This is a genomic window from Marinomonas spartinae, from assembly GCF_016461715.1.
Lineage (GTDB): Bacteria > Pseudomonadota > Gammaproteobacteria > Pseudomonadales > Marinomonadaceae > Marinomonas > Marinomonas spartinae_A.
In genome coordinates this window covers 141,614-166,791 of sequence record NZ_JAEMUI010000002.1, presented here as the reverse complement: position 1 = coordinate 166,791, position 25,178 = coordinate 141,614, and the positions used below count along the sequence as shown (strand labels likewise).

General features: G+C 43.4%; 22 protein-coding genes. 12 read left to right on the top strand and 10 right to left on the bottom strand.

What is annotated here, in order from left to right:
* The first annotated feature begins 34 nt into the window (after positions 1-34).
* Complete coding sequence (locus JHD45_RS02650; protein WP_199474646.1) at positions 35-940, top strand: DMT family transporter; 906 nt, start codon at positions 35-37, stop codon at positions 938-940.
* Between the two features lie 67 nt (positions 941-1,007).
* Here JHD45_RS02650 and JHD45_RS02645 read toward each other — a convergent pair whose 3' ends face one another.
* On the bottom strand, positions 1,008-2,240 hold the full coding sequence (locus tag JHD45_RS02645; protein WP_199474645.1) for a pyridoxal-phosphate-dependent aminotransferase family protein: 1,233 nt from the start codon (positions 2,238-2,240) through the stop codon (positions 1,008-1,010).
* 357 nt (positions 2,241-2,597) lie between these two features.
* On the opposite strand from JHD45_RS02645, the gene JHD45_RS02640 reads away from it, so the two are divergent.
* From JHD45_RS02640 to JHD45_RS02625, 4 genes are all read left to right on the top strand, one after another.
* Positions 2,598-3,023 carry a DUF3010 family protein gene (locus JHD45_RS02640; RefSeq protein WP_199474644.1) on the top strand — a complete coding sequence of 142 codons (426 nt, stop codon included), beginning with the start codon at positions 2,598-2,600 and terminating at the stop codon, positions 3,021-3,023.
* Positions 3,024-3,706: 683 nt separating this feature from the next.
* Complete coding sequence (locus JHD45_RS02635; RefSeq protein ID WP_199474643.1) at positions 3,707-4,543, top strand: HAD-IIB family hydrolase; 837 nt, start codon at positions 3,707-3,709, stop codon at positions 4,541-4,543.
* A 79-nt stretch (positions 4,544-4,622) separates the two neighbouring features.
* Positions 4,623-5,852, top strand: coding sequence for a glycosyl transferase (locus JHD45_RS02630; RefSeq protein WP_199474642.1), 1,230 nt, complete (start codon positions 4,623-4,625; stop codon positions 5,850-5,852).
* A 94-nt stretch (positions 5,853-5,946) separates the two neighbouring features.
* Positions 5,947-7,707 (top strand): alpha-amylase family glycosyl hydrolase, encoded by a 1,761-nt coding sequence (locus JHD45_RS02625; protein WP_199474641.1) that lies wholly within the window; start codon positions 5,947-5,949, stop codon positions 7,705-7,707.
* A gap of 70 nt (positions 7,708-7,777) precedes the next feature.
* Here the strand turns inward: JHD45_RS02625 and JHD45_RS02620 are convergent, their stop codons facing one another.
* Entirely contained in the window at positions 7,778-8,107 is a 330-nt protein-coding gene (locus JHD45_RS02620) for a DMT family transporter (RefSeq protein WP_199474640.1), read from the bottom strand.
* 82 nt (positions 8,108-8,189) lie between these two features.
* Complete coding sequence (locus JHD45_RS02615) at positions 8,190-10,043, bottom strand: ABC transporter ATP-binding protein (protein ID WP_199474639.1); 1,854 nt, start codon at positions 10,041-10,043, stop codon at positions 8,190-8,192.
* Positions 10,044-10,320: 277 nt separating this feature from the next.
* Between JHD45_RS02615 and JHD45_RS02610 the strand changes: the two genes are divergently transcribed.
* The 4 genes from JHD45_RS02610 (at position 10,321) to JHD45_RS02595 (ending at position 13,462) form a co-directional block, all read left to right on the top strand.
* Positions 10,321-11,523, top strand: a complete 1,203-nt coding sequence (locus JHD45_RS02610) for a Bcr/CflA family multidrug efflux MFS transporter (protein ID WP_199474638.1) — start codon at positions 10,321-10,323, stop codon at positions 11,521-11,523.
* A gap of 244 nt (positions 11,524-11,767) precedes the next feature.
* On the top strand, positions 11,768-12,121 hold the full coding sequence (locus tag JHD45_RS02605) for a HopJ type III effector protein (protein ID WP_199474637.1): 354 nt from the start codon (positions 11,768-11,770) through the stop codon (positions 12,119-12,121).
* Between the two features lie 82 nt (positions 12,122-12,203).
* Positions 12,204-13,055 carry an HAD-IIB family hydrolase gene (locus JHD45_RS02600; protein ID WP_233407531.1) on the top strand — a complete coding sequence of 284 codons (852 nt, stop codon included), beginning with the start codon at positions 12,204-12,206 and terminating at the stop codon, positions 13,053-13,055.
* Positions 13,056-13,300: 245 nt separating this feature from the next.
* Positions 13,301-13,462: a hypothetical protein gene (locus tag JHD45_RS02595; protein WP_199474636.1), complete on the top strand. Its 162-nt coding sequence runs from the start codon at positions 13,301-13,303 to the stop codon at positions 13,460-13,462.
* A gap of 167 nt (positions 13,463-13,629) precedes the next feature.
* Here the strand turns inward: JHD45_RS02595 and JHD45_RS02590 are convergent, their stop codons facing one another.
* Together JHD45_RS02590 and JHD45_RS02585 are read right to left on the bottom strand one after the other, a co-directional pair.
* Positions 13,630-15,120: a TyrR/PhhR family helix-turn-helix DNA-binding protein gene (locus tag JHD45_RS02590; RefSeq protein ID WP_199474635.1), complete on the bottom strand. Its 1,491-nt coding sequence runs from the start codon at positions 15,118-15,120 to the stop codon at positions 13,630-13,632.
* A 120-nt stretch (positions 15,121-15,240) separates the two neighbouring features.
* The gene (locus JHD45_RS02585) at positions 15,241-16,443 is read right to left on the bottom strand and encodes an ROK family transcriptional regulator (RefSeq protein ID WP_199474634.1); all 1,203 of its coding nucleotides are present in this window, start codon (positions 16,441-16,443) and stop codon (positions 15,241-15,243) included.
* 193 nt (positions 16,444-16,636) lie between these two features.
* Between JHD45_RS02585 and JHD45_RS02580 the strand changes: the two genes are divergently transcribed.
* Positions 16,637-17,842: an AGE family epimerase/isomerase gene (locus JHD45_RS02580; RefSeq protein ID WP_199474633.1), complete on the top strand. Its 1,206-nt coding sequence runs from the start codon at positions 16,637-16,639 to the stop codon at positions 17,840-17,842.
* Positions 17,843-17,928: 86 nt separating this feature from the next.
* Positions 17,929-18,882 (top strand): LysR family transcriptional regulator, encoded by a 954-nt coding sequence (locus tag JHD45_RS02575; RefSeq protein WP_067015098.1) that lies wholly within the window; start codon positions 17,929-17,931, stop codon positions 18,880-18,882.
* A 120-nt stretch (positions 18,883-19,002) separates the two neighbouring features.
* On the opposite strand, the gene can is transcribed toward JHD45_RS02575, so the two are convergent.
* From can to JHD45_RS02550, 5 genes are all read right to left on the bottom strand, one after another.
* Positions 19,003-19,638 carry a carbonate dehydratase gene (can, locus tag JHD45_RS02570; RefSeq protein WP_067015100.1) on the bottom strand — a complete coding sequence of 212 codons (636 nt, stop codon included), beginning with the start codon at positions 19,636-19,638 and terminating at the stop codon, positions 19,003-19,005.
* A gap of 11 nt (positions 19,639-19,649) precedes the next feature.
* A complete protein-coding gene (locus JHD45_RS02565; RefSeq protein ID WP_199474632.1) occupies positions 19,650-20,489 on the bottom strand; it encodes a putative RNA methyltransferase in 840 nt (279 codons plus the stop codon).
* A gap of 121 nt (positions 20,490-20,610) precedes the next feature.
* On the bottom strand, positions 20,611-22,617 hold the full coding sequence (locus JHD45_RS02560; RefSeq protein ID WP_233407529.1) for a putative bifunctional diguanylate cyclase/phosphodiesterase: 2,007 nt from the start codon (positions 22,615-22,617) through the stop codon (positions 20,611-20,613).
* Positions 22,618-22,677: 60 nt separating this feature from the next.
* Positions 22,678-23,571 carry a DUF1853 family protein gene (locus JHD45_RS02555; protein WP_233407527.1) on the bottom strand — a complete coding sequence of 298 codons (894 nt, stop codon included), beginning with the start codon at positions 23,569-23,571 and terminating at the stop codon, positions 22,678-22,680.
* Entirely contained in the window at positions 23,568-23,930 is a 363-nt protein-coding gene (locus JHD45_RS02550) for a YqcC family protein (RefSeq protein ID WP_233407522.1), read from the bottom strand. The genes JHD45_RS02555 and JHD45_RS02550 overlap by 4 nt, the downstream gene beginning before the upstream one ends.
* A gap of 69 nt (positions 23,931-23,999) precedes the next feature.
* Here JHD45_RS02550 and JHD45_RS02545 point away from each other — a divergent pair, with 69 nt between their 5' ends.
* Entirely contained in the window at positions 24,000-25,085 is a 1,086-nt protein-coding gene (locus JHD45_RS02545; RefSeq protein WP_199474631.1) for a DUF3549 family protein, read from the top strand.
* Positions 25,086-25,178: the final 93 nt, after the last annotated feature.

Here is a 25,178-nt window from a genome sequence, read left to right as displayed (position 1 = left end):
TCCCTATGCAACAATAAAATGAGGAAAAGGCATCATGGCATTGACCAGCACGAGAGGTACCATCATTGGCAGCATCGCTATTCTGCTATGGAGCAGTTTGGCGTTATTTACCACACAGGCAAACGCAGTCCCGCCATTACTCCTGTTGGCCCTAACCTTTAGTGTCGCCAGTGTGCTGTTTTTCATTGTCTATTTGATAAAGGGTCAGCTCGTTTCTTCTTGGCAGCAAACACCCACTCGCGCCAAACTGATGGGAGGAATCAGTTTTTTCCTATATCACTTCTGTTATTTCTATGCGTTTCAACACGCCCCACCAATAGAAGCGGGCCTGATTGCCTACCTTTGGCCTTTACTTATTGTCTTAATGGCAGGGATGAGCAGCACAAACAAACTTCTTTGGACCCATCTATTGGGTGCGATTGTCGCTTTTATCGCCACAGGCATGATGCTTCATTCTCGCGCCGCGGGTTCCAGCCATGAGATACAAGCCACCTCCCTTGGCTATGGAGCGGCGTTTGCCTGCGCGTTTATTTGGTCAGGCTATTCTGTCGCCAACCGTCGTTTTCACAAGGTGCCTTCCAGTGCTGTGCTTTGGTATTGCTTGATGACGACCCTCCTTGCAGTCATCGCTCACTTACTATTGGAACCTTTACACTGGCATTTTTCTACGAACACTTGGGTGGCCGTTATCGGCTTAGGACTCGGCCCCGTTGGTATTGCCTTTTTCTGTTGGGATATGGGGGTTAAGCGCGGCAATCTATCACTATTGGGGGTCTTGTCTTATACCGCTCCGGCACTGTCGACGGCATGGCTTGGCCTGTTTGGTCACCAAACACCAACAGACACTCAAGTGGTTGCTTGTGTGATGATCACGGCTAGTGCTCTTTTTGCAAGCCTAATGCCCACAAAACGCAAAACATCACTCGTACAAAAGCCATAACAAAAACCCCCATCTCCAAATGGGAAATGGGGGTCGTAGCGGAAAGGCTAAGGCTAATTCGCCGTTTTTAAGCCACTTGAGATAACGTTCGAGGAATACGTTGTAAACAGGCTTCCATTTCTGCCATACCATTAGGCTGGTCTACCTTAATCCCTAAATCCCGCATGCTGCTGCCCAAGGCATGCAAGGTTCGAAATAAGTTATGCTCACGGCACTGCTCACCCATCTGACCAATACGTACAATCGGCTGACCAAAAGAACCAGCAATTTCCACACGATACACATCAGAAATATGACGACATATTTGCCCTGCGGTTAAGCCTTCAGGTAACTGAATCCCCACCACCGAATTCAAACGAGACGATTCAGGAATAAACAAATTCAACCCCAAACCTTCTATACCCGCTTGCAATGCTTTAGAACATCGTAAATGTCTTGCAAAACGTTGCTCTAAAGATTCATCACATACTAGTTTCAGCGCTTCATGCAGAGCCATGATACCCGACACAGGAGCGGTATAATGGTAGCCATCATTGTGCCAAAAGTTTTCCGCAAGCTGCGCATCAAAACACCATTGCACAACCGGCTTTTTGCGATTTTTGACGGTTTTCCATGACTCATCAGAAAAGACTAACAAAGAGACCCCAGGAATAGACGACAAGCCTTTTTGGCCACCAGTAATCACCACGTCAACTTGCCACTCATCCATTTTTAACGGCATGGTACTCAACGTACAAACCGCATCAACAACCACTAAACAGCCATAGGACTTAGCGATCTTAGCAATGTCTTCTAAAGCATGATTGAAAACCGTGTTGGACGTCTCCCCTTGAACTAGAGTCAACACTTTCGGCCGCACTGTCTCAATGGCTTTACGCACACGTTCAGGATCTGCCGCTTCCAATACTGGAACATGCAACTCGTGAACATCCGCGCCAATGCGTGTTGCCATCTCAGCCATACGATGGCTAAAAAAGCCATTGTTAATGCACAGAATCGGTTCCCCTGGCTCCATTAAGTTAGACACAGCCATTTCCATCGCCGCCGATGCTGGCCCCGCCACGCCCAGTACCCATTTAGATTCCGTCTGAAATACGTAACGTGCCATGCTTTTTACTTGATTGATGACTTGCGCCATGACACTGCCGAGATGGTTGATTACCACCGAGTTCGCTCGAGCAACACGTTCAGGAATTGGAACAGGGCCTGCGCCCATCATTAAAAGGGGTTCAGTAGGAAGGATTTCATCTAGCGATTTCACCTGGGGACGAGAAATCCCCTTGGGCGATGAAGCAGTCATGGTAAGTAGCCTTATGGTTCGTTAAAGAATAGGAGACAACCTCACAAAAATAGGAAGAATTTTGTGAGAATATGTCTCAGTAATCGAAAATAAGAAGACGCGATCGAATCACAGTTTTTTGACATTTATCAGGATAAAATATCGTGTAATGCATATTTTCAAAATAATATTCCAAAATAGTAGCGTATTCTTCTGTAAAATAAGAGTCATGAAACTCAAAAGAGTACGATCTACCACCACGAATCTGTTTTGCATTACATATGACGTGTGTTGAATTCGCAAAGCAGTGTTTTTTACTCTGCTAGCACTCCTCGAAGTGTGCCATAATGCCCAAAATTCCCTTATACAGGATCCAATATGATTACTTGTGGTATCGAGATCAAAGGCAACGAAGCCATTCTTTGCTTACTTTCTAAGCAAGACGGTCTTTTTCAGATCGCCGACTGTCGCCAAGTGCGTCACACATTGAACCACCCAAATGACTGTGAAAGCGTTCGTAAATTTCAACTGATACTGAAAAAGCTGTTTGAAGATTACAAAGTAACCCGTGCAGTAATTAAAGAGCGTCCAACAAAAGGGAAATTTGCTGGTGGGGCCATCGGATTTAAAATTGAAGCCGCCATTCAACTAATCAATACCGTTCAGGTGGATTTGTTTAGTGGTGCAACGGTGAAAGAAGTGCTAAAAAACCATCCAATGCCAATTCCATTCAAGGCAACGGGTTTACGTGCCTTTCAAGAAGGCGCATTCACAGTAGGCTATATCGCACTTTGTGAAGAATAAGCTAGCTCACTCACCATTGCATTTCACTCTAGTCAAAAAATACGGTTAATCACTAAGAAAGAAAAGTCTGTCTTTTCTTTCTTCTAACTACTTGCTATTTCTACTCTAAACCGACCATCGGTACATTTTACGCAAAATTCAAAATCGCACCAAAACAGAACAATCTTATAAAATACCTTACTTTGTTGCGCACCTTTTTGGTGAATAATGATCGAGACATCAATTAAATCCCCGTCAAAAGCCAATCAAAGAAACAAAAGTAACAGCCGTTTATTTTCCCAAAAACATGGTGAAGCCATGGAAGTATACATGCTGCATTCACACAAGAAAGTAGGAAGGCAATGTCCTCCTTCAGCCGTTGTCAGATAGGGGTTAACAGCACTCCATCTATGTGAATAAAGGGAAAAAATATGTGTTTTAGAAAGGTTGTCATTAATTTGTTCATAAAAGCCGCTAAGCTAAAAAACGAATAGAAACAGTCATTAGGGAAGGTAGAACACTTTCAAATACTGGCATTGGATTTGCTTTGAACAATAAACCTTTACCATTTTTTGAACGCCGTTCCTTAATTTGGTAACAAGCAACAAGGAGACTTAACTTTCCCAGTTGTTGCATGACGAAGGAGGATATAGATCGACGGTTCGATGGAAGATACATTCTATCCAACCAAGATCTTAAAAAATATGACACAACTACTCGTATTCACAGATTTAGATGGCACCTTATTGGACCATCATACATACAGTTTTCACCCCGCTCTTTCTACATTCCAAGCGCTTCAAACTTTCACCATCCCGTGTATTTTAAACACTAGCAAAACTTTTGCTGAACTTAACGACTTACGCCAATCACTACGCCATAAAGATCCGTTTATCGTTGAAAATGGTGCAGCGGTCTATATTCCGAAAGAACTAAGCCTTATAAACAATGGGGATCAGGATAAACACGGCTTAGAAGACCATGGTCATTATTGGCTGAAAGCATTTGGCCCACATAGACAAACCCTGATAGACATCACCACCCCTTTAAACAGCCGCTTTCAATTTAAACGCTTTAGCGATATGACATGGCAAGATGTGGCTGAGCTAACAGGCTTAACGGAACAAAGTGCCAAGCTGGCGATGCAGCGCGAGTTTACAGAGCCCATGGTCTGGAAAGATTCGGCTAATGCCTTAAACCTTTTTAGAGACGCGCTAAAAGACACTGACATCCAAGTGCAAAAGGGTGGACGCTTTACTCACCTTATGGGCAAATCCTGCGATAAAGCTCGTGCTATGTTATGGCTGAGTCAACAGTATGCTGCTTTCTACCAAAGCACCGTGACCAGCATGGCCCTTGGGGACGGGGAAAACGATATTGGCATGTTAAGTAAAGCGGATATTCCCGTTGTAGTGCGTTCACCTGTTCATGCACCACCTGAAATTCCAGGACGCTACGATGCTTGGTTAACGGATGCCTATGGACCAGAAGGATGGGCACAAGCCGTCAACAAAGCCCTCGCTTCACGAGGAATTGTATAACAAGAAAAATACGCGTTCTTTAAGCGATATTCGTGCTACGCAATCGGCAACATGATTTAACACTCAAGGAGATACAATAATGGGCGATTTTTACCAGAACGGCATTATCACCACACTTCACAACTTAGCCAACCGTCCGCTTGAAGACATGGAGAGAGAACTGTGCGAATTTGCTAAAACTCGTCCAATGTCGCTTATTCTTCCCTGCCTATATTCCGAATTGGCGACAGATGCCATGCCAAACATTATCGAACACCTCAAACAAGTTCCGTATCTTGATGAAATCGTTATCGGTTTAGACAGAGCAACTGAAGCGGAGTATCGCCACGCTTTAGAGTTTTTCAGTGTTCTGCCACAAAAGCACAAAGTCCTCTGGAACGATGGCCCTCGCCTTCGTGCCATCGATAGCGTGTTAAAAGGTGAGCAGCTCTCACCTACTGACCCAGGAAAGGGACGCAACGTATGGTTCTGTATGGGATACAACTTGGCAGCGGGTAAGGCTGAATCCATCGCAATGCACGATTGTGATATTGTCACTTATGATCGCGAATTGCTCGCTCGTTTGATTTACCCTGTCGCAAACCCCAATTTCAACTATGAGTTCTGCAAAGGCTTTTATTCGCGCACAGCAAACGGCAAGATGAATGGCCGTGTCAGCCGCCTACTGGTTACACCTTTGCTTTATTCTCTCAAGAAAGTCTTTGGAAACTTAGAATACTTAGATTATTTAGACAGCTACCGTTACCCTCTTGCTGGAGAATTCTCATTTCGTCGAGATGTGATGACAGATTTGCGTATTCCAAGTGACTGGGGCTTAGAAATCGGCGTTCTAAGCGAGATGAAACGTAACTATTCAAACAACCGTTTATGTCAGGTAGACATTGCGGATGTTTATGATCATAAGCATCAAGACCTCTCAGCCGATAACGATGACGGCGGACTCTCGAAAATGTCCATTGATATTACGAAAGCCATTTTCCGAAAATTGGCAACCAATGGTACTATTTTTAATCAAGAAACCTTCCGTACCATTAAAGCAACCTACTATCGAGTGGCACTGGACTTTATTGAAACATACCGCAATGATGCAGAAATTAATGGTTTAAAATTAGATGTACACCAAGAGGAACAAGCCGTTGAACTGTTCGCCAGTAATGTCATGAAAGCAGGAAATATGTACCTTGATAATCCCATGGAAGCCCCTTTTATTCCAAGCTGGAACCGTGTTGTGAGTGCATTTCCCGGCGTGATGAAACAACTGGCACTTGCCGTCGAACAAGACATGCAGGAATTTGGCCCAAACAAATAATCCAGTGTCCATTTTCTTTGGTTAAGTTGATAAGACAGATGAAGGTCATGACCTCATCTCCCCTATTTTCAGATATTTTTACAGGTAGACAGCTATGGAAAATACAGTGCCATCACAATTAGAGCAACGGCTCATCGGTCACCTTCAGGTTCTATACCCTAATCGTGACGCCACCGAACTTGCCCGTAACTGTCTGACTACCTTTAATTTAGATCCGAAAACAGAATCCCCTCGTCCCCACAGGAATTTATGGGATCAGTCTGACATTATGTTGATTACCTATGCGGACACCCTCAGATCTGAAGATGAAGCGCCATTAGAAACTTTGCAAAAGTTTGTCAAAACCAAACTAATCAACAGCATTTCAGCCATTCATCTATTGCCCTTTTTTCCTTATAGCTCGGACGATGGTTTTAGCGTCATGGATTACACAAGTGTTAATCCGGCATCAGGGCGCTGGCACCATATTTCGGAAATATCGAAAGACTTTAAGGTCATGGGCGATTTAGTCATCAATCACTGTTCTAGCCGTAGTATGTGGTTTGAAAACTATAAATCGGGTATCGATCCAGGGGCAAAATATTTTTATGAAGCAGATCCTAACGCCGATCTAAGCGCCGTTGTTCGGCCACGTACTTCTCCCCTATTACGTGAGGTGCAGACCAAAAATGGCACCAAATACGTCTGGTGTACTTTTAGTCATGATCAGATAGATTTAAATTTCGAGAACCCCGACGTTTTATTAGAGTTTCTACGTATTATTCGTTTATATTTGGAAAAAGGGATTCGCTGGTTTCGTCTTGATGCCGTCGCCTTCCTTTGGAAAATCCCAGGTTCCCCCAGTATCAACTTGCCACAAACCCATGAAATGATTCGCCTGTTACGCCTTGTTATCGAACACTACGCGCCCGAATCCGTCATCATTACTGAAACCAATATTCCTAATCAGGAGAACCTAACCTACTTTGGTAATGCTAACGAAGCTCACCTTATTTACAATTTTTCACTACCACCGTTACTGATCAACAGCTTGGTCACAGGTAACTGTAAACATCTAAAGCAATGGTTAATGAGCATGCCTCCCGCTCAACAGGGCACCACCTATCTGAACTTTATTGCCTCCCATGATGGTATTGGCTTACGCCCAACAGAAGGTTTGCTAACCGATTGGGAGCTGGAAACCTTAATCAATACTATGAAACGCTTTGGAGGACGCATTAGCTCTCGAACTACGCCTGAAGGCGAAGCCAAGCCGTATGAAATAAACATCAGTCTGTGGAACGCCTTAGCTGGCTCGGTACAACAGGGCCCTGATCAATGGCAGTTTGCTCGATTCTATTGTGCGGCAGCGGTGATGATGTCACTGGAAGGGGTACCCGCGTTCTATATACACAGCTTTTTTGGCACAGAAAACGACCTAGATCGAGTGGACAATACAGGGCAATTTCGTTCTATTAATCGTCATATTTGGAAGATGGAAGACTTAGAGCATGCCCTTAACACCCCAACCCATCATCAAAAAGTGTTCAACGCCATCACCAATTTAGCCCAGATACGAAGAGCACAGACCGCGTTCCACCCCAACGCTACTCAATACATCTTACATATGGGAGATAATCTATTTGCTTTCTGGCGCCAAAGTTTGGATCGTCGTCAAAGCCTATTTGCGATCTTCAATATAACGGATCAACCGCAAAGTTTTAATTTATCAGAATTAAACCTGATCGCCACAGACGATTGGACTGATTTAGTCACTGACACGGTATACGAAGATCATTTAGCAAAAGTCACTTTAATGCCCTACCAATTTTTATGGTTGGCAAACAAGAAAGGTAAAGTAAAACTCGTGGAGTAAAGATAAGTTATCATGTCAACCATACAAGCGGTGCATGCCATCAGCACCGCTTGTATGGCTCTGTAACGAATCAGTGACTAACCGCTTTGGAGAATAGGTTAATAATCACCACGCCAATCACAATCAAGCTCATCCCCAGCCATGCGGCAAGATCCAATTTTTCACCCGCGAATAGATAGCCAAACAGTGATATCAGCACAATCCCCAACCCTGCCCAAATCGCATAGGTAATACCAGTAGGGAGCGTTCTCATCACCACGCTGAGCAAATAAAAGGACACACCATAGCCTATCAGAGCCATGGCCGTTGGCCCTAATTTAGAAAAGGAATCGGACGCTTTTAACGACGTTGTCGCGAACACTTCACACACAATCGCCAAACATAAAATTATGTATGTCATTCTATTCCCCTCTTATAGCAATGGACTGGATTATTCTACTTTCATGACTCGCTCTACTATCCAACAGTTTTTTCAAACATCGTTAATAAACTGCCTCTTCAACAATATCTTCCCCCAAAAAGCCGCCCGTTTGGTGTGCCCATAGTTTGGCATAGATACCGCCGTGTTGAATCAATTCATCATGAGAACCTTGCTCCACGATATTACCTTGATCCAATACAATGAGCGTATCCATGGCTGCGATAGTAGACAAACGGTGTGCGATAGCAATCACCGTTTTCCCTTCCATCAAACGATACAAACTTTCTTGAATAGCCGCTTCTACTTCTGAATCCAGTGCGGATGTTGCCTCATCTAAGACCAACAATGGCGCATCTTTTAAAAGCACTCGCGCAATCGCGATACGTTGGCGCTGCCCACCCGAAAGCTTGATTCCTCGCTCCCCCACCATGGCATCGTAGCCTGTATTGCCATAAGGGTCAGTCAACTGCAGGATAAAATCATGGGCTTCTGCTTTTTTCGCCGCCGCAATCATCTCTTCTTCTGTTGCATCAGGACGGCCATACAACAAATTCTCACGGACACTACGATGTAATAGAGAGGTATCCTGCGTCACTAGGCCAATGTGAGAACGCAACGAATCTTGTTTCACCTTACTGACATCTTGCCCGTCAATAAGAATTCGACCCGATTCACTATCATGAAAACGCATCAATAAATTGACGATGGTCGATTTACCTGCACCAGATCGACCGACCAAGCCCACTTTTTCACCCCGCTTGACCGTAAAATTAAGGTCTTCGATGACTTTTCGGTGTTTTTTCCCATAATGAAAATGAACGTGTTCGAAGCAAATTTCGCCTTTGGTAATATGCAATGGTTTCGCACCAGCGTTATCTTGGATTGACAAGGGTTTAGACATGGTTTTCATGCCATCCATAACCGTGCCGATGTTCTCAAATAACGAACTGACTTCCCACATAATCCACTGGGACATACCATTTAAGCGCAGAGCTAAACTCACCGCAATAGCAATGGCTCCCACACTGATAATGCTTTCTTTCCATAGCCAAATAGACAAGCCTGCCACGGAAAAAGCCAATAGATAGTTACAAATCTGTACCCCTACATTCAGCCCCGTCACCAAGCGCATTTGCTTGTATACCGTTTGCAAAAAAACGTCCATGCTGTCTTTTGCATAGCTGGCTTCTCGCTGCGTATGTGAAAACAATTTAACAGTCGAAATATTGGTGTAGCTATCGACGATACGCCCCGACATACTCGAACGCGCATCGGCTTGCTCAGAGGAAACTTTTTTCAATTTAGGAACAAAGTAAAATTGCAAAATAAGGTACAGCACCATCCAAATAAGAATAGGCACAACCAATCGAAAGTCCGCTTGCCCTATTAAAAACAACATGGAAAAAAAGTACACGATGATGTATACCGACACGTCCATCAGCTTCATCACACTTTCCCGAACCGCCAGGGAGGTTTGCATGACTTTCGTTGCGACGCGGCCAGCAAAATCATCCTGGAAGAATGTCATACTTTGTTTCAGCACATAGCGATGAAACATCCAGCGTATGCGCATGGGGTAATTCCCCAACAAAGTTTGATGCAGGACCGCCGAATGCAAAAATGACACTAACGGCATCGCCACCAGCACCACAACCCCCATAGTAATAAGATGAGTACTTTCATCTTTTAAAAAAGTGTCGGGGTTTTTCTTGACCAGCCAATTGACCAATTGGCCCATAAAGCTGAACATTGTCACTTCCAAAACCGCAATAGTGGCGGTTAACAACGACATAACAAGCAAAGGGATTTCAACCCCCTTTGAATAGTATCGACAAAAAGCGAACAACGTATTGGGCGCTTCACGTGCCTCTATTTCAGGGTAAGGATCCACCCATTTTTCAAAAAAACGTAACATATGCTTCCTTGTTCATTAATCTTTGACGCTACGACAAACATTAATGCTAAGATCTATGATAAAGATCAAAGTCATTGAGAAAATCCGACTAGTCTACTACTAAATGATGGCAAAACAGGGCAAAACCTTGCTTAAAAAAGCAACTGTCCACAGTGCTTACACATTTCAAAGGAATGATATTGATTATAACCCCTTATAATATCGAACCCAGCATCAGACAACAGTCTAAATCGAGATTTGATGCTCTATTTCTCTATATTGATACGCAGCCAACTTTATGAAATTAACCTTACCTGTTTTTTTAGTACTCGGTCTTTTGGCTGGCATTACGCCACTGGCGATCGATACGTATTTACCCAGCATTCCCACCATTGCATTGAGTTTGAATGTCCCCATTCACTTGGTACAAATGACACTCAGCATGTACTTAATTGTTTTTGCTGTACTACAAATTTTATTTGGTCCTATTTCCGATGCTATTGGCCGTCGCAAAGTTGTCGTGGCAGGTCTCTCATTTTTCATTGTTGGTAGCATTTTTTGTGCGTTCTCAAATAGTTTCAACACCCTGATCATTGGCCGTGCAATTCAAGCCATTGGTGGTGCAGCGGTCGCGGTCAGCATTCCGGCATTAGTCAAAGACAGCCTTTCAACTGATCAATTTGCTAAAGCCATGTCCATGGTCATCCTAGTAATGTCCATTGCGCCTTTGGTTGCCCCCATTATAGGAGGAGCGATTTTAACCCTATTTAATTGGCACTTTATTTTTATTTTCTTAGCGCTTATCGCGGCCTTAGCTATCTGGCTCTTTTTAAAGACCATTCCAGAAACATTACATAGAGATAATCGCTCGCCATTATCTTTTAACTCTGCCCTACGTAACTACGGTGTTATTCTGAGAAAGCCTGCCGTGGTGGGTTACATTCTGGCGGGATCCTTTCAGTTTGCAGGCTTAATGTGTTTCGTAACAGGGTCATCATTTGTCTATATTGAGTTATATGGCGTGGAGCCTTCTCATTTCGGCTTTCTATTCGGCCTCAATATCATCACCATGATGATTGCTACGACGATTAACAATCGCTTTGTCGAAAAACTTGGCATTGAATATTTGGTTAAATACACCGTCTGGGTGTTATTCGGTGCCACCGTTGCGATGATTGTCTTAGCCTTCTTTAAACATCCGCCTCTGGCTGCACTCGTCATCAGTTGTATGTTGTTTACTGGATGCATCGGTATCTTAGGTAGCGGTTTTATGGCGGGAGCCTTAAAGCATTCCGGCAAGCATAACGGTAGCGTCGCAGCCTTAGCGGGGACGTTAAGATTCTCCTCAGGAGCTCTGAGCGGTGTTGTCGTCAGCTTACTCGATAACGGCACCTTTATCCCTATGCTTGGCACCATGGCAGCGTGTGGAGTGCTATGTGTAATCACTTATCAAATTGTCATCAGGTACTTCGACTCCCCGGAGCAAGAAGAGGCTGCATAAATCTACCGAAGCGGTTTCCGTCGGTTAACAATGTAATGGTCGTGCAAATATTTAGCATTCCGTTTTATAATTCACTAAGCCATAGCAGGCTTTATGGAAAGATGACAATAAATGCGGCTCGGTTATTGTTCCAGCATTGCCTGAATAACAAGCTATTAGAGGCTGGCAAAGCAAATATTACGATAACCCGAGACGCCCAAGGCTTATTCGCCTCTTCTTTCAGTCGTTAAAGAATGGAGAACTCATGTTAACAACCGACTCAATATTAGAACAAGTCAAAAGCGCACCAGATCAAGTACAGTTTAAAGAAGTGATTAGCGTCATTGAAAACGAATATACCTTCACAGCAACCTCGTTTACAAATGGCCAGCTAGTCAATGGACTAAATGAAAACAATGGCTCATGTAAAATTTTTTACTTTGCTCAATTACATCAGCTTTCGCCTGAAGAAACTTTACCCTTATTTGGTCACTTCTACCGCATCGACGTGTTAGAAAACCCAGAAGGGACAGATCATCAAAACATTCGTCAATTTATGCAACATGGTTGGGATGGCATCGCCTTTGATGGGGTTGCGTTAAGCAAAAAAGCCGAATAATCAATTTTTCGGCCCGAACAAGTCAGTATTCAACTCTATACTGGCTTGTTAACACAACAGTGCTATCCATAGTGCCTTCCCTATGAATAAGCCCTATGAACGTGAGGTAGAGATGGATTTATTAGCATTTGATTTGGATGGTACCTTATTAAATCAGGGTCAGCGTCTATCAGACTATACATGCGACACATTAGAACGGTTAAAAGCCGCCGGAATAGTCTATACGGTAGCCACTGGGCGAACTCACTTTGCCGCAAAGCCCTGCATCGCAGGCCATGACTTTCCACACTGGCAAATTTTCAAAAATGGTGTGGAATGGTGGAATCCCAACAGCCAAACCTATCGACATCGTAATTTTTTAACCCCTGAATTGATTTCCCAAACACTCTTATCTTTCGAAATGCACGAGATCACGCCATTCGTGTTTTGTTTGGACGAAAGCGGCTCGCATAAGGTCTACCATCCAACATTAAAAGGCAGTCTGAGCGATCACATTGCCAATGAATTAGGCAGCCACGATCAACTAAGCCTTCACCCAATTGAAGAGCTCGATCCTCATGCTGTTATCACAAACATCAGTGCATTAGGTCGACCAGAGTTAATTGAACGCATTGTGATAGACAGTCGTGAGCACAAACACATCACGGCCTATTCCGGTGGTGGTATTTATAATAAAGATGCCTATTGGTTAGATATACACCATAGTGGTGCATGCAAAGGCTCTTCATTGATGGAGTTAAAGGAGGAGCTTGGGGCCCAGCGTGTTATCGTCTTTGGTGATGGCGATAACGATCTAACCATGTTTGCCATGGCGGATGAAGCATACGCCACAGACAATGCCTTAGAACATATTAAAAAGGCTGCTGACCATGTTATCGGCCATCATGATGAAGACGGTGTTGCGCGATATTTACGCGAACGATACAGTCTTTAACCGTTTTTCCAGCTAGTATAGGTTATACCACTATGATTCGCTAAAAAGGCTGGCATGTCGGCCTTTTTAGCGAATCAGTCAACCAAGTCAACTAACGTTCAATATTGCTAAAAATGTGATCATTTTTGAATAGGGTTGTTTTTGCCTTTAACACCCCCATTTACTTAATTACAACAAAACAGGCTTTACGCAGTCATGATTATGACTCATGATTGTCTTAATAAAGATATTTTTGGAGAGACACGATGTTTGAATTTATAATGTTCGTAGCTGCTTGTGCTGCCATTGCATTTTTTGCAGTGACTATTCAGAGACAAGTTTCTCAGACCAAAAAAACCATGCAGCCGATTAAAATAGAGACTGAGAAAAAAACACCTAAGCGCATGCCCCATCGTCGCTACTACTAGCGCTTAACCAAACTGTGTTAGGTAGAATATAGGTTTAAACAGATGAGAGTTATCATGAAACTGTCTGCTGACCTACTAAAAAGTCAAGTACAGCAAGAAGCTATTTATCTTCGATAAGTGGCTTTTTTATTGTTTTCCCACCATACCCTTCTTTAAACAATACTTTTTTAACTACCAATGTTGTATTCTTTTAGCTTATTCGCAATTGCACTATGACTTAAGCCTACGGCGTTAGCCAGACGCCGCGTACTCGGAAATTGTGGGTACAATTGACGCAGCAACTGTGCTTCCCATGACTTCAGCGTTTTATCTAAAGAGCCATCCACAAGCTCAAGCGCTATTTCTTCATTCCGATCATCGGTTAAGACAAGGTCATCGGCATCCCATTGGCTTTTACCCAAACCAAGTGATTGTAAACACACATTCTCTAACTCTTTGATATTACCCGGCCAAGAGTATAACGACATCTTCACTAAAGCCGCTTTAGTCAAGCTTGGCATAGGCACACTGTAACGTTCACACAACCCTTGAAGTGTCTGCTGAACCAGCCCCTTAAGATCATCTGTACGCTCTTTTAGTGAGGGAACACGCAATTGCAAACAAGATAGCGCAAAATACAACGTCGAATGGATCTGTTCGCTAATCTGTTGCGTTTTTGGTAAGGAAGTCAATCCGATAAGCCTTACTTTTCCTTGCTCACTGGTCGAATGCTCTGGCTGACGCAATAGCCAATTCGCCAAATCTACCTGCAGTTCTGGCGCCAAATATTCCAATTCTTCAATGGCAAACCAGCCAGAAGCGTGATCCAGTTTAGCAATGTCCTCAGCACTTATCTCGCGAGCATGACGAAGCATCAGGGTACCACCGTCCGATTGCTGCTCTAACCAATACTGATATAAAGCACGCAGTAACTCTTTTTTACCCGTCCCTACATCCCCATATAACAATAAGGGTTCTGACATGATAGAAAACGCTTTGGCTTTTTGTAGCATGTCGCACATGGCCGCACTTTGAATCACGTCCTTCTGAAAATAAGTCTCAAGATGCTTTTCAATATCCGGTGCCTGTTTAAAATGCTCAGTTTGTCGGTTCAACCTTTCTTGGGATTTTAAATGAATAACCGCACCAGCTGGATTAGCATGACCCCTTCCATCAGGAACAAAAATGGGCTTCATTTCCAAAAGAACCGATTTATTTTGCAGACGAATACGCTTACTGATTCCCTCTGCCATGTCTTCCCAAGCCATTCTGGAGAAATTCACTCCTTTGATAAACTGCTGTAATGGCTCCCCCACTAATGCGTCAATCGGCACTCCCAGATCCGCCGCGGCCAACTCGGTGGCCATGGTGATATAGCCTTTTAAATCCACCGCAACAACGCCATCTGGCAAAGCTTCAAGCAACGTATTCAAGGCGTTATATTCACGCTCCGAGGGCGTAAACATAACAGTCTTAACGTCCTCAACCCCATCAAGACGACGAATATCCGCTAACAAAGACTGCAAATCAGCAAAAGGAATATCAGGAAAACCACAATACAAACATCGACGCTTTGAGTCCGTTTCAATCAAGCGAATATCAATTTGGTAAGGGATAAAAAAATCAAGAATCCCCCTTATCATGCCAATTCTATCTTCACACTGGATCTCTAAGCGCATAGTTTTCTCTGAGGTAAATATTCTCTGTCGTAAACGATAGTATGTGAATAACATCACTCTTTCAGTGATCAAGCGCAACCCATAAATTCACCACGCATGCCCCGTTCGTATGGATGCCGATTACTTGGCATTCGTAGTTAACAACAAAACATCGCGCTGAGGAGCAAAGGTTTCATAAAGGGGTAGCACCGCCGCCCCCATGGTCACTCCTGTCGCCGTATGCTGAGCAACACTAATCGTAGGCACAGGCAAAACGCTCTGTTGATTGAGTAACCGAGTCATATGACAAATCAACTGATCAACGACAACAATGGGTAAACGGCCTCCAATCATAATCATGTGTGGATCATGCAATGCAATCACCGCACTGAGGGCAGGTTGTATTTCTTCAGCGACCTCGCCACTCCATCTATCAATTAACCTCACAACATCTGGTGTTTGCCAAGCCACATCCGACTCTGGATACTCTTGACCATGATGAGCAAAAAAACGCTTTAATGAGGAAAGAGATAACGCTTCAAGAATCCAACGACCATGCTTACCCGATAAGGTAGGAATTAACCCAAAGCTACCCGCTTTACCGTGAGCGCCAAGATAACACTCACCGTCCGCAACGATACTTCCCCCGCAAGCAATACTGACAAATAGATAGAAAAAGTGCCTTACCTGAGTCCCTTGAGTGAATAATAATTCACTGGTTGCTGCCGCAACAGCGTCGTTTTCTTTATAGCACATTAAGCCCGTTTCGCTGGCTAACCAAGTCTCAAACGCATCGGATTGCCAATAGGTTAATTCTGCCTGTAAGCGAGCTAAATCCATTCGCAACTCGCTATCGGTCACTAACGAGTCTAGCCAAGCATCCATATAATCCGGCTTCGCAAAACCAATTCCCTTCACTTTTACCCAATCGTCCTGCAGGCGCGCTTTCACTTCACTGATCAACTCACTAGCAATGTCTTTTGCCACTTGCTCCGTTGGAAACGGCACATCCCGTTCCAGAGATAAAACACAATGCCCACTAAAATCCAGTAATACTGCACTGATATGATCACGGTCAACATTGATTCCCAGTCCATAGGCTCCTTGGGCATTAATGCTTAGCTTAACCGATGGTTGACCACGCTTTCCACGCACTTTACCTGACACTTCAAGCAAACCTTGATCCAGTAGGGATGAGGTAATCACCGAAATGGTTTGTGTACTAAGTCCTGTTTCTTCGGCAATTGTCACCCTAGAAATGCCGGGGCGCCGGCGCACTAAATGCAAAATAATTCGTTCGTTATAAATGCGACTTTGTTCTGACGTGCTGCCAAGGGATTTCATAAACATGACTCTTTGGTAAATAATAAAACGCTCTATGGTTGAGTATTGACCCGTTAGTACGAGATGACGAAAGAAGATGGATTTAAGGGACACAAAAGCGCTAGTATTCAGTTATCTCTGGTCGTTACTATGTCTAAAAAAGAACGTAAAAACAATCATAAAACCCATTAATATCAATAATAAGGAAAACCATATGAGCACACTTCCCAACTTTCGTTCTGTGGGTTTTTTACAGCAGCATATACATTCCACAATGCATTTTTATCATCCTGCCTGCATCGACCCTAATGGTGGCTTTTTCCAATTTTTTAAAGATAACGGCGACATTTATGATAAAGACACACGTCATTTAGTCAGCAGTACTCGATTTGTTTTTAACTACGCCAAAGCTTATCAGAGCCAACCTAAAGTCGAATATTTAGCAGCTGTACAACATGGGATACATTATCTAAGGGAGAGACATCGACGAGATAATGGTGGGTATGTCTGGCTGCTGAATAAAGACACCAACCTTGATGAAACCAATCACTGTTATGGTCTCGCTTTCGTCTTACTGGCTTACTCCTGTGCCTACCAAGCGGGCCTAACGGAGGCCTATCCATGGATTCAAGAAACCGTCGATTTATTAGAAACGCATTTTTGGGATGAGCAATATGGCCTGTATAAAGATGAAATTTCTGCAGATTGGCAGCAAGTTTCGCCTTATCGAGGACAGAACGCAAACATGCATACGTGTGAAGCAATGCTAGCCGCTTACGACGCCACGGGAGAAACCGATTATCTGGACAGAGCCGTTCTCCTTGCCGAGAACATTTGCCAACGACAAGCCAATCTTGCCGGAGGAGAAATCTGGGAGCACTATACCCAAGATTGGCAAATTGACTGGGAATACAACAAAAATGACCCGAAACACTTGTTTCGTCCTTGGGGATTCCAACCTGGCCACCAAACAGAATGGGCCAAACTGTTACTGCTTATTCACCAACGAGTGTCCCCTGAAAAAAAAGACCTGAACTGGCTCGTTGATAAAGCAATCCATCTCTTCGATCAAGCTTGGGAAAAAGCATGGGATGAGAAAAATAAAGGTCTTTGCTATGGCTACGATCCCAAAGGGGAAATTTGCGATGGTGATAAATACTTCTGGGTTCAAGCAGAATCCTTTGCAGCTGCCGCTATGCTCGCTCAAGTGACAAGCAAAGACGTCTACTGGCAGCGTTATCAGGCCATTTGGCAGTACGCCTGGCAACATATGATTGATCATAAGTACGGCGCTTGGTTTCGTATTTTACAGCAAGACAACCAAGCCTATGATGATTGTAAAAGCCCTGCCGGAAAAACGGACTACCACACAATGGGGGCCTGTTATGAAGTCATTTCTCAACTGACTCGAAAAAAGTAATTTGATGCCATAATTCGGGGCTGATCGTTCTATTTGACACGTAAATACAGTATCATGCAGTGAGTGCAAATTGACATGAGCCCCTTATGCAGCTAGATAAAATCGATCTAAACCTACTTCGTTATTTAGACTCCCTGTTACGCGAACAAAATGTGACTCACGCTGCTAACCAGCTGGGGATTACCCAACCAGCCATGAGTAACGGCTTAAGACGTCTTAGAGATCTTTTCCATGATCCATTATTAGTTCGCACCAGTGATGGCATGATGCCAACGGCACTGTCTATTCAATTACAGCCCCGCGTACAACGCATTCTTCAGTCTGTAGATGAAGTGCTGCACCTTGGACAAAACTTCGAAGCAGAATCCAGCTCACGCGTCTTTCGCATTATGGCAAGTGACTATGCGGAAGCCACCTTAATCCCCCCCTTGATGAAAAAACTGCAAAGTGAAGCACCAAGTGTCATTTTAGATGTCATGAATCCAAGTGATGTCAGCTTTCATGATGTGGAAAAAGGCAAAGTTGACCTAGTGATTAACCGCTTCGACACATTACCACAGTCTTTTCATCAAAAATCCGTTTGGGTAGATCGCTTCTCCTGTTTATTGCCAGCCGATTCAGACATAGCAAAAAACTTTACACTGGATGCGTATTTAGCGGCTTCTCACGTTTGGGTTAGCAAGACAGGTTTTGGTGTAGGGGTTGGCATTCAACCTGAAGAAGTACAAAAACTTGGCTGGGTGGATGGCAGCTTAGCCGATCTTGGTTTTAAGCGAAATATTCGCCTCTTCACACGTAACTATAACGTGGCCATGCGCTCTACGGAACAATTGGGCTTAATTGCCACGCTACCCTCATTGGCAACCAAGCTAATGGAAGGCAACAAAAATGTTGTGGTATTGCCACCGCCTTTTGAAATTCCTCCCGTTGAATTGAAAATGCTTTGGAGTCCATTATTACAGCACGACCCAGGACACATCTGGCTACGTTCGACCATTGCAGGGTGTGCAAGAGCCATTGCTGAAAACAACCACTTATAGCGTAAACGTATACAGCGTAGAGACATTGCGTTTTTTTACCGTTCAACATAAACCAGCGAAAACACATTTTTATGTTGAACGGCCGTCTTCCAAGCTTACTGTTATAAGGCAAACCGCATATCAATACCCTTTATTTAATTGATCTTGTGCTTCTTGCGCGTTCGTTACTGACACTTGTAGATCTTTAATGCGACCATTATTGATGCTGTAACACCATCCATGTACATGCAACTCCTGGCCAATACGCCACGCATTCTGCACAATGCTGCTTTGGCTCACATTGGCAACCTGCTCTATAACGTTCAATTCACACATACGATCAAAACGCTCACAGTCATCAGCAATGGCATCCACTTCCGCCTTATGCAAGCGATAAACATCTTTAATATGACGCAACCAATTATCGATCAGGCCATGCTCACGGGAATCCATGGCGGCTTTGATACCACCACAACCATAATGACCAACCACCATAATGTGTTTCACTTTTAGCACATCCACTGCAAATTGAATCACGGATAAACAATTCAAATCAGTATGAACCACCACATTGGCAATATTGCGATGAACAAACACTTCACCGGGCAACAAATCAACAATCTGATTGGCTGGCACGCGACTATCAGCACAACCAATCCACAGATACTCAGGACGCTGCTGCTGGGATAAGGTGGAAAAAAATTCAGGATCTTCCGCTGTGACCTTTTCAGACCAAGCTTTATTCCTCTCAAAAAGCGTATCCAAACTATTAGGCATGTTTTATAACTTCATCCTTTTTGATACCAACGAAAATAAATATTAGCAGTCAGCGCCAGATTGCTAAGTTGTTTGACGGCTTCCTTGCCGGCATAAGAGGCTTTATGTATATGTGGCGTCATACAAAGTAATTGCTGAATCTCCTCTTGAGAGGACAAAGAAAAAGAATAGCTCAAACTGGATTCTTGAATAAGACGAAAATCCGCCATTCCTTCTCTATAAGGCGCTTTGTATTCATGAATAGATGGATACAAAATCTGACGCAGTTCGATTAAGTGATCGGGACCTGCATCAACCAATAATAATACACCATCATCCGACAAAACACGTTGAAACTCAGAAAAAGCAGGAAAACCAAATAAGCATAAAATCGCATCAAACCTCCCCGCCGGAGTAGGCAAGCAGGCATTGCTACCCACTATCCAAGACGTTGACTTATCTCGCTTACTCGCGGCCGCGACCGCCCATTTAGAAATATCGACCCCAACGCATTCTGTCATCACTGATAAGTCAGCCAAACGTTGTGATAAATGCTGCAGGTAATAACCTTCACCACACCCAGCGTCCAGTATACGAACGAGAGGCCTTGCGTTTAAAGCCGCAGGCCAAGTACGCGTAATTTCTTCGACGATAGGAAAATAATGACCCAGCTCTAAAAAAGCTTGGCGCGCTTGCACCATATCTTTACTGTCACCAGGCTGTTTAGAGCGTTTATTTTGCACTGGAAGCAAATTAACATAACCTGACTTAGCAAGATCAAAGGTATGCCCATTAGAACAGCGTAAACTTCTCTCTTGCTGACATAGAGGTAATTGATCGATAGGACACAAAAGGCTTTCCAGCGTTGACACAATGCTTCCAAAATTTATAAATTTCACATAGTTTATGGGCATCATTGCCGATAAACAAGTCAAGAAGGTGACTTGTTCTACCAAAACAAAACATCATCCATCGCATCTTTTCTAATATTACTTAAACGGCCGATGTCACAGAGTCCAAAGCATCGCTAGAACCGATCATTTTTTGAGTTTTCATATAATGAACGAAATCTTTAGTACTCATAGGCTTCGCAAAAAGATACCCCTGAACTTCTTGGCACTGAAACCCATTAAGCACATCTATTTGGGAACGGTTTTCCACCCCTTCTGCGATCACTTTAAGATTCAAACTCTTTGCCATGGCAATGGTAGCTTTAACAATCGCATCATCTCCACCACTTACTCCAAGATCATTCACAAACGAGCGATCTATTTTTAGCGTTTGAATAGGGAATTTTTTAAGGTAAGCCAAAGACGAATAACCCGTTCCAAAGTCATCAATCGATAAGGTTACGCCCAACTTACGAAAAGCATGTAGCTTCTCTATCGTTTGCTGAGCATCCGCCATGAGCATACTTTCTGTTAGCTCAAGTTCTAAGTACTGCGAATCAACTCCTGTCTCTTCAAGCACCTGCGCCACCATTTCGACTAAATCTGTCTGCATAAACTGACGACCAGACAAGTTTACCGACACACTAATGGGGGGAATACCTTGATCCTGCCAAGTTTTAATTTGTTTACACGCTGTGCGTATGACCCACTCACCAAGGGGTAAAATCATCCCACTTTCTTCTGCCATAGGAATAAACTGATCAGGACTAATAAGCCCCAGTTCGGGGTGAAACCAGCGAATCAAAGCTTCAGCACCAACCGTTACTTCATCTGACAAGCGCACCTTAGGTTGATAAAAAAGCTCAAACTCTTCTTCTTCAATGGCCTTACGTAAGCCACCACCTAACGTTAAATGCGCTCGGATGGTATCAATCATATCCACATCAAAGACAAAGGAAGTATTATGACCAATCGATTTTGCGCGATACATCGCTGCATCGGCATTTTTAAGCAGGTGGTCGACATTGTCACCATGTTCAGGATAACAAGCGATGCCGATACTGGCTGTTACCATCATTTCCATGTTGGCAATAAAATATGTATTCAGAGCATTTCGGGTAATTAAATTCGCGACTTGCTGCAAGCTCTCTACACCCGATATATTCGTTAAAAAAATAACAAACTCATCACCACCTAATCGATATAACTCCGCGTTATTCGGAATCACACCTTGAATCCTCAATGCAACTTGCTGAATCAACTCATCGCCGACTCGATGATCAAAGGTATCATTAACAATTTTGAAATTATCTAAATCCAGATAGAGAATGCCCCAGTGCTCAAAGCGTTGACTGCCACTTTCCAGAATGTTCTCTAATGTTTGATATAAATGATAGCGATTCGGTAATCCAGTCAACACATCAAAATGATGTAAGCGGAAAATTTCATTCTCTCGTCCCCTTTCTTGCTGAATATCATTCGCCATTAAGAGCACTTTACCCTCTGGGTGAAACACCACTTCCAGTTGATGCCAACGAACACCATTAAGAGTAGACAATCGAATTTCTTGGGTAAAAGGTTCACCAAAAGACAACTTACTCATAAATGCACTGGCGTTGCTATTGGTGACAAATAAATCTCTCATCGATGAGACAGAACCAAAGCGAGAAGAAAACACATCACTCACTTCTAGAAAGCGACCATCATAATTAAGCATAGCAACGGATAAACTACCAAGCTGTTTAATTAATCCGATCTCAGCATCTAAGGGGGAACCATTCGAAAAAAGAGCCTGAACAGATAAACCACGACGCTCACCACCTAATGAAATAATGGTGCTCACGCATTCGATAGCCGCGTACTTACCCATGGGCGTTGGCCAATCAAACGTGACTTGCTCACCAATATCGTAAGCTCCGACCATTAATCTTAACGTGGCTAGAAAATCATCATCGAAGGAAGAATTTCCCTCGAAATGAGCGGACGAAGTATTCTGCCCCAACAAAGTTTTAGCATGACAGTTACTCCAAGCAATGCTGGCTCGATCAGTATCAACCACCCACAGTGCAATGCACAGAGTATTATTCATTTTATTCGCAGTCTGACTCATGAAAAATTCATTCTACATAAGGAAAAGCTGAATATTAAAAGCGCCTTCACTTTTAAAACATTACCAACTGTCTGGCACTATAAAAACAAAGTGGCAAGACATACGACCTTCCAACTCCCTAAACAACACTATATGTTTTGGGCGAACATCCTCTTGGAATGATTTTCTCCATTCATTCATGCATTGTGCTTCAAAGAAGCATAAATCGCGAGAACTATTTGAAACCGTTAGCCAATGTGGTTTGTTCAAGTGTATGTAATATGAGAAAAAAGGTAGCAAAAGATCAACTTGGGACACTCTAACCCATCCACCAAAATGGGAATTCTCACAGAATGAAATCACCTTTTCAGGGCTGGATAAGGCCAAATATAAACGGCCAAAAATGAGTAATTTCGCCTGAAAAGTGGTATCGTTAGTAACAGACCGTAACAAGTGCTTTCCGTCTTCCGTGCCCAATATTTGCAACTGATGACGACGGGCTCGATCCACTTTCTTTTTCAAACTGTCATTTTTATTGGGGCCAATCCAATGATGTGGGTATAAATCAGTACGCTCCAAATAAAACTTGATAGCCACTTCAAACTGAATACATTCTCCTGCTGGCGTTTCCACCAACATATCTATTTCTCCCACTGTTTTTTTGTCCTTATCCATAACCTGAACATGTTCACAAAGAATGTTGAAACAGGATAAATGGCGAATAGCAAACGAAAACAGCGTTTCGAAATAGCTGCCTAAAAAATGAGATTTACAAGCACGAACCGCATTTTCTAATGGCTCGGGATTCATCACCAATGCAGCCAGCCTTTCATTGATATCTGGCACCCAAAACTGAGACACATCCATATCGCTCTCAATGAGATTGGTGGCAGGGTAGTGGCTGAATTCTCCTTGCTTGCAACCGACAACCCAGGCCAGATCCGCGACATATTGATTACCCCCTGACATCGTCATAGAGCCGAATCATCTAATAAGGTTTGTTGACTCAAATGTTGATCGATTTTATCAAGACGCTGAATGAGCCTATTGAGCATCGTGTGATCCACCTCTTTAAACGCTTCGACGGCCATGGGAGAAACATAACATTGCGTTGGCAATGGTGCGCCATGTTCAATCAATACTTTGAATTTTTCTATCATAATGTAACGCAACCATTGAGCGAAGCTCATTGTATCAACACAAAAAGGAACATTGCTTTGCATTGCCTGTTCACTGGGTTGCTCACATTCCCAAAGTCCACCCTCACGCAATGTTATTTCTACATCGATTAATAGATCGGCCAGTTGAGAGTGCATTGGATAGGCAGTATTCAACCTGATTTCTCCTGTAAAAAACGGTACCATAAGGGAAACGTTAACTCTTTGACAGGCATCTAATTTATCATGAAAAACATTGAATCGCTTGGCGATCTTTTTGAAATGGTAGGGTGTGAGGCAAGCTTTTTTGATCTTGGTCGCCGCATCAAGAAAATTACGCCACAGCAAACCATCCAATTTGATAAAAAACAGCAAGCTTACCCATACCCATTTCGCCAGCATGCTTGGCTGGCTTGCTTACTGAAAACAAAAGATACCCGTCAAGCAAAGACAGCAGATCATGCTGTTATCTGGTTTATCAAGCTTCCATTAGATGAGTCGGGGGCCTTGAACTTAGGAACACGTGATCATTTTATCAAAACCATCGTTGATAAAATATTACACAAAGGAGAAGAGGCCGGATTAGCAGAAGCGCTAGAAGATAGCCCCTATGCGTTTAAGCCAGACCAAGAACGAATGGCCAATTTCCACGCCATATTAGCAAAACAACTAGGAACGCCCGTCTCTCAGTATTATGAAGACGTCGTGGACTACGTGACAAACAAACTAAACGAAAGCATGCCTGATCAACAAGACGACTCGTGGCAAACTCTTGGCCTTCAAGGCATTGCGGAATTAGCCGTGCAAGTTGATAACGAAACACACCTCCCTCTTATCAAAAAGGCCTTACAACACGCACCAAGTCCTCTTGTTAGCGCCCTTTGTCATTCTTTAGAACATCAAACACTACCAGCAGACATTGAAAACACATTAATAGATAAATTACTTGCTGAACAAGATCCATTGATGCAGGCAAGTTACCTCAGGGCGCTTTCCAATACACCGTTGAACAACAACCTGCTGTTGCCATTATTTGCTATGTTAGGCAATTTAACCGAATGCTCTGATGAGCAAACTCATCCGATCACAGCATTAGCAGCAAAATGCCCCCATTGGCTGGCCAGTGACGCCCAACTATTAAGGATCGTCATGGAGAAATTGGCTCATAGAGACGATGCTTTCATCGCGTTTAAGCAAATTGCCATTGAGCTAAGCCAACACCCTGAAACGCGGCAACCACTTTGGACTCTACTTAGACAAGAGCGCATTAGTGCAACCATGGCGCAAGCAGTAAGCCACCTCTTTACTCAGGCACCCAACACCCTTCAATAAGTAAGCATAGGGTTCTCGTGGCCAACAACACCCAATAAGAAAAGCCAATCGCCCTAAACGATTGGCTTTTTCTGAGCCATGAATGCACTCGAT

Excerpts from the sequence above, each read along its gene's own strand:
- JHD45_RS02650 (WP_199474646.1), top strand. The coding sequence starts at position 35 with ATGGCATTGACCAGCACGAGAGGTACCATCATTGGCAGCATCGCTATT.
- JHD45_RS02645 (WP_199474645.1), bottom strand. The coding sequence starts at position 2,240 with ATGACTGCTTCATCGCCCAAGGGGATTTCTCGTCCCCAGGTGAAATCG.
- JHD45_RS02640 (WP_199474644.1), top strand. The coding sequence starts at position 2,598 with ATGATTACTTGTGGTATCGAGATCAAAGGCAACGAAGCCATTCTTTGC.
- JHD45_RS02635 (WP_199474643.1), top strand. The coding sequence starts at position 3,707 with ATGACACAACTACTCGTATTCACAGATTTAGATGGCACCTTATTGGAC.
- JHD45_RS02630 (WP_199474642.1), top strand. The coding sequence starts at position 4,623 with ATGGGCGATTTTTACCAGAACGGCATTATCACCACACTTCACAACTTA.
- JHD45_RS02625 (WP_199474641.1), top strand. The coding sequence starts at position 5,947 with ATGGAAAATACAGTGCCATCACAATTAGAGCAACGGCTCATCGGTCAC.
- JHD45_RS02620 (WP_199474640.1), bottom strand. The coding sequence starts at position 8,107 with ATGACATACATAATTTTATGTTTGGCGATTGTGTGTGAAGTGTTCGCG.
- JHD45_RS02615 (WP_199474639.1), bottom strand. The coding sequence starts at position 10,043 with ATGTTACGTTTTTTTGAAAAATGGGTGGATCCTTACCCTGAAATAGAG.
- JHD45_RS02610 (WP_199474638.1), top strand. The coding sequence starts at position 10,321 with ATGAAATTAACCTTACCTGTTTTTTTAGTACTCGGTCTTTTGGCTGGC.
- JHD45_RS02605 (WP_199474637.1), top strand. The coding sequence starts at position 11,768 with ATGTTAACAACCGACTCAATATTAGAACAAGTCAAAAGCGCACCAGAT.
- JHD45_RS02600 (WP_233407531.1), top strand. The coding sequence starts at position 12,204 with ATGAATAAGCCCTATGAACGTGAGGTAGAGATGGATTTATTAGCATTT.
- JHD45_RS02595 (WP_199474636.1), top strand. The coding sequence starts at position 13,301 with ATGTTTGAATTTATAATGTTCGTAGCTGCTTGTGCTGCCATTGCATTT.
- JHD45_RS02590 (WP_199474635.1), bottom strand. The coding sequence starts at position 15,120 with ATGCGCTTAGAGATCCAGTGTGAAGATAGAATTGGCATGATAAGGGGG.
- JHD45_RS02585 (WP_199474634.1), bottom strand. The coding sequence starts at position 16,443 with ATGAAATCCCTTGGCAGCACGTCAGAACAAAGTCGCATTTATAACGAA.
- JHD45_RS02580 (WP_199474633.1), top strand. The coding sequence starts at position 16,637 with ATGAGCACACTTCCCAACTTTCGTTCTGTGGGTTTTTTACAGCAGCAT.
- JHD45_RS02575 (WP_067015098.1), top strand. The coding sequence starts at position 17,929 with ATGCAGCTAGATAAAATCGATCTAAACCTACTTCGTTATTTAGACTCC.
- can (WP_067015100.1), bottom strand. The coding sequence starts at position 19,638 with ATGCCTAATAGTTTGGATACGCTTTTTGAGAGGAATAAAGCTTGGTCT.
- JHD45_RS02560 (WP_233407529.1), bottom strand. The coding sequence starts at position 22,617 with ATGAGTCAGACTGCGAATAAAATGAATAATACTCTGTGCATTGCACTG.
- JHD45_RS02555 (WP_233407527.1), bottom strand. The coding sequence starts at position 23,571 with ATGACGATGTCAGGGGGTAATCAATATGTCGCGGATCTGGCCTGGGTT.
- JHD45_RS02545 (WP_199474631.1), top strand. The coding sequence starts at position 24,000 with ATGAAAAACATTGAATCGCTTGGCGATCTTTTTGAAATGGTAGGGTGT.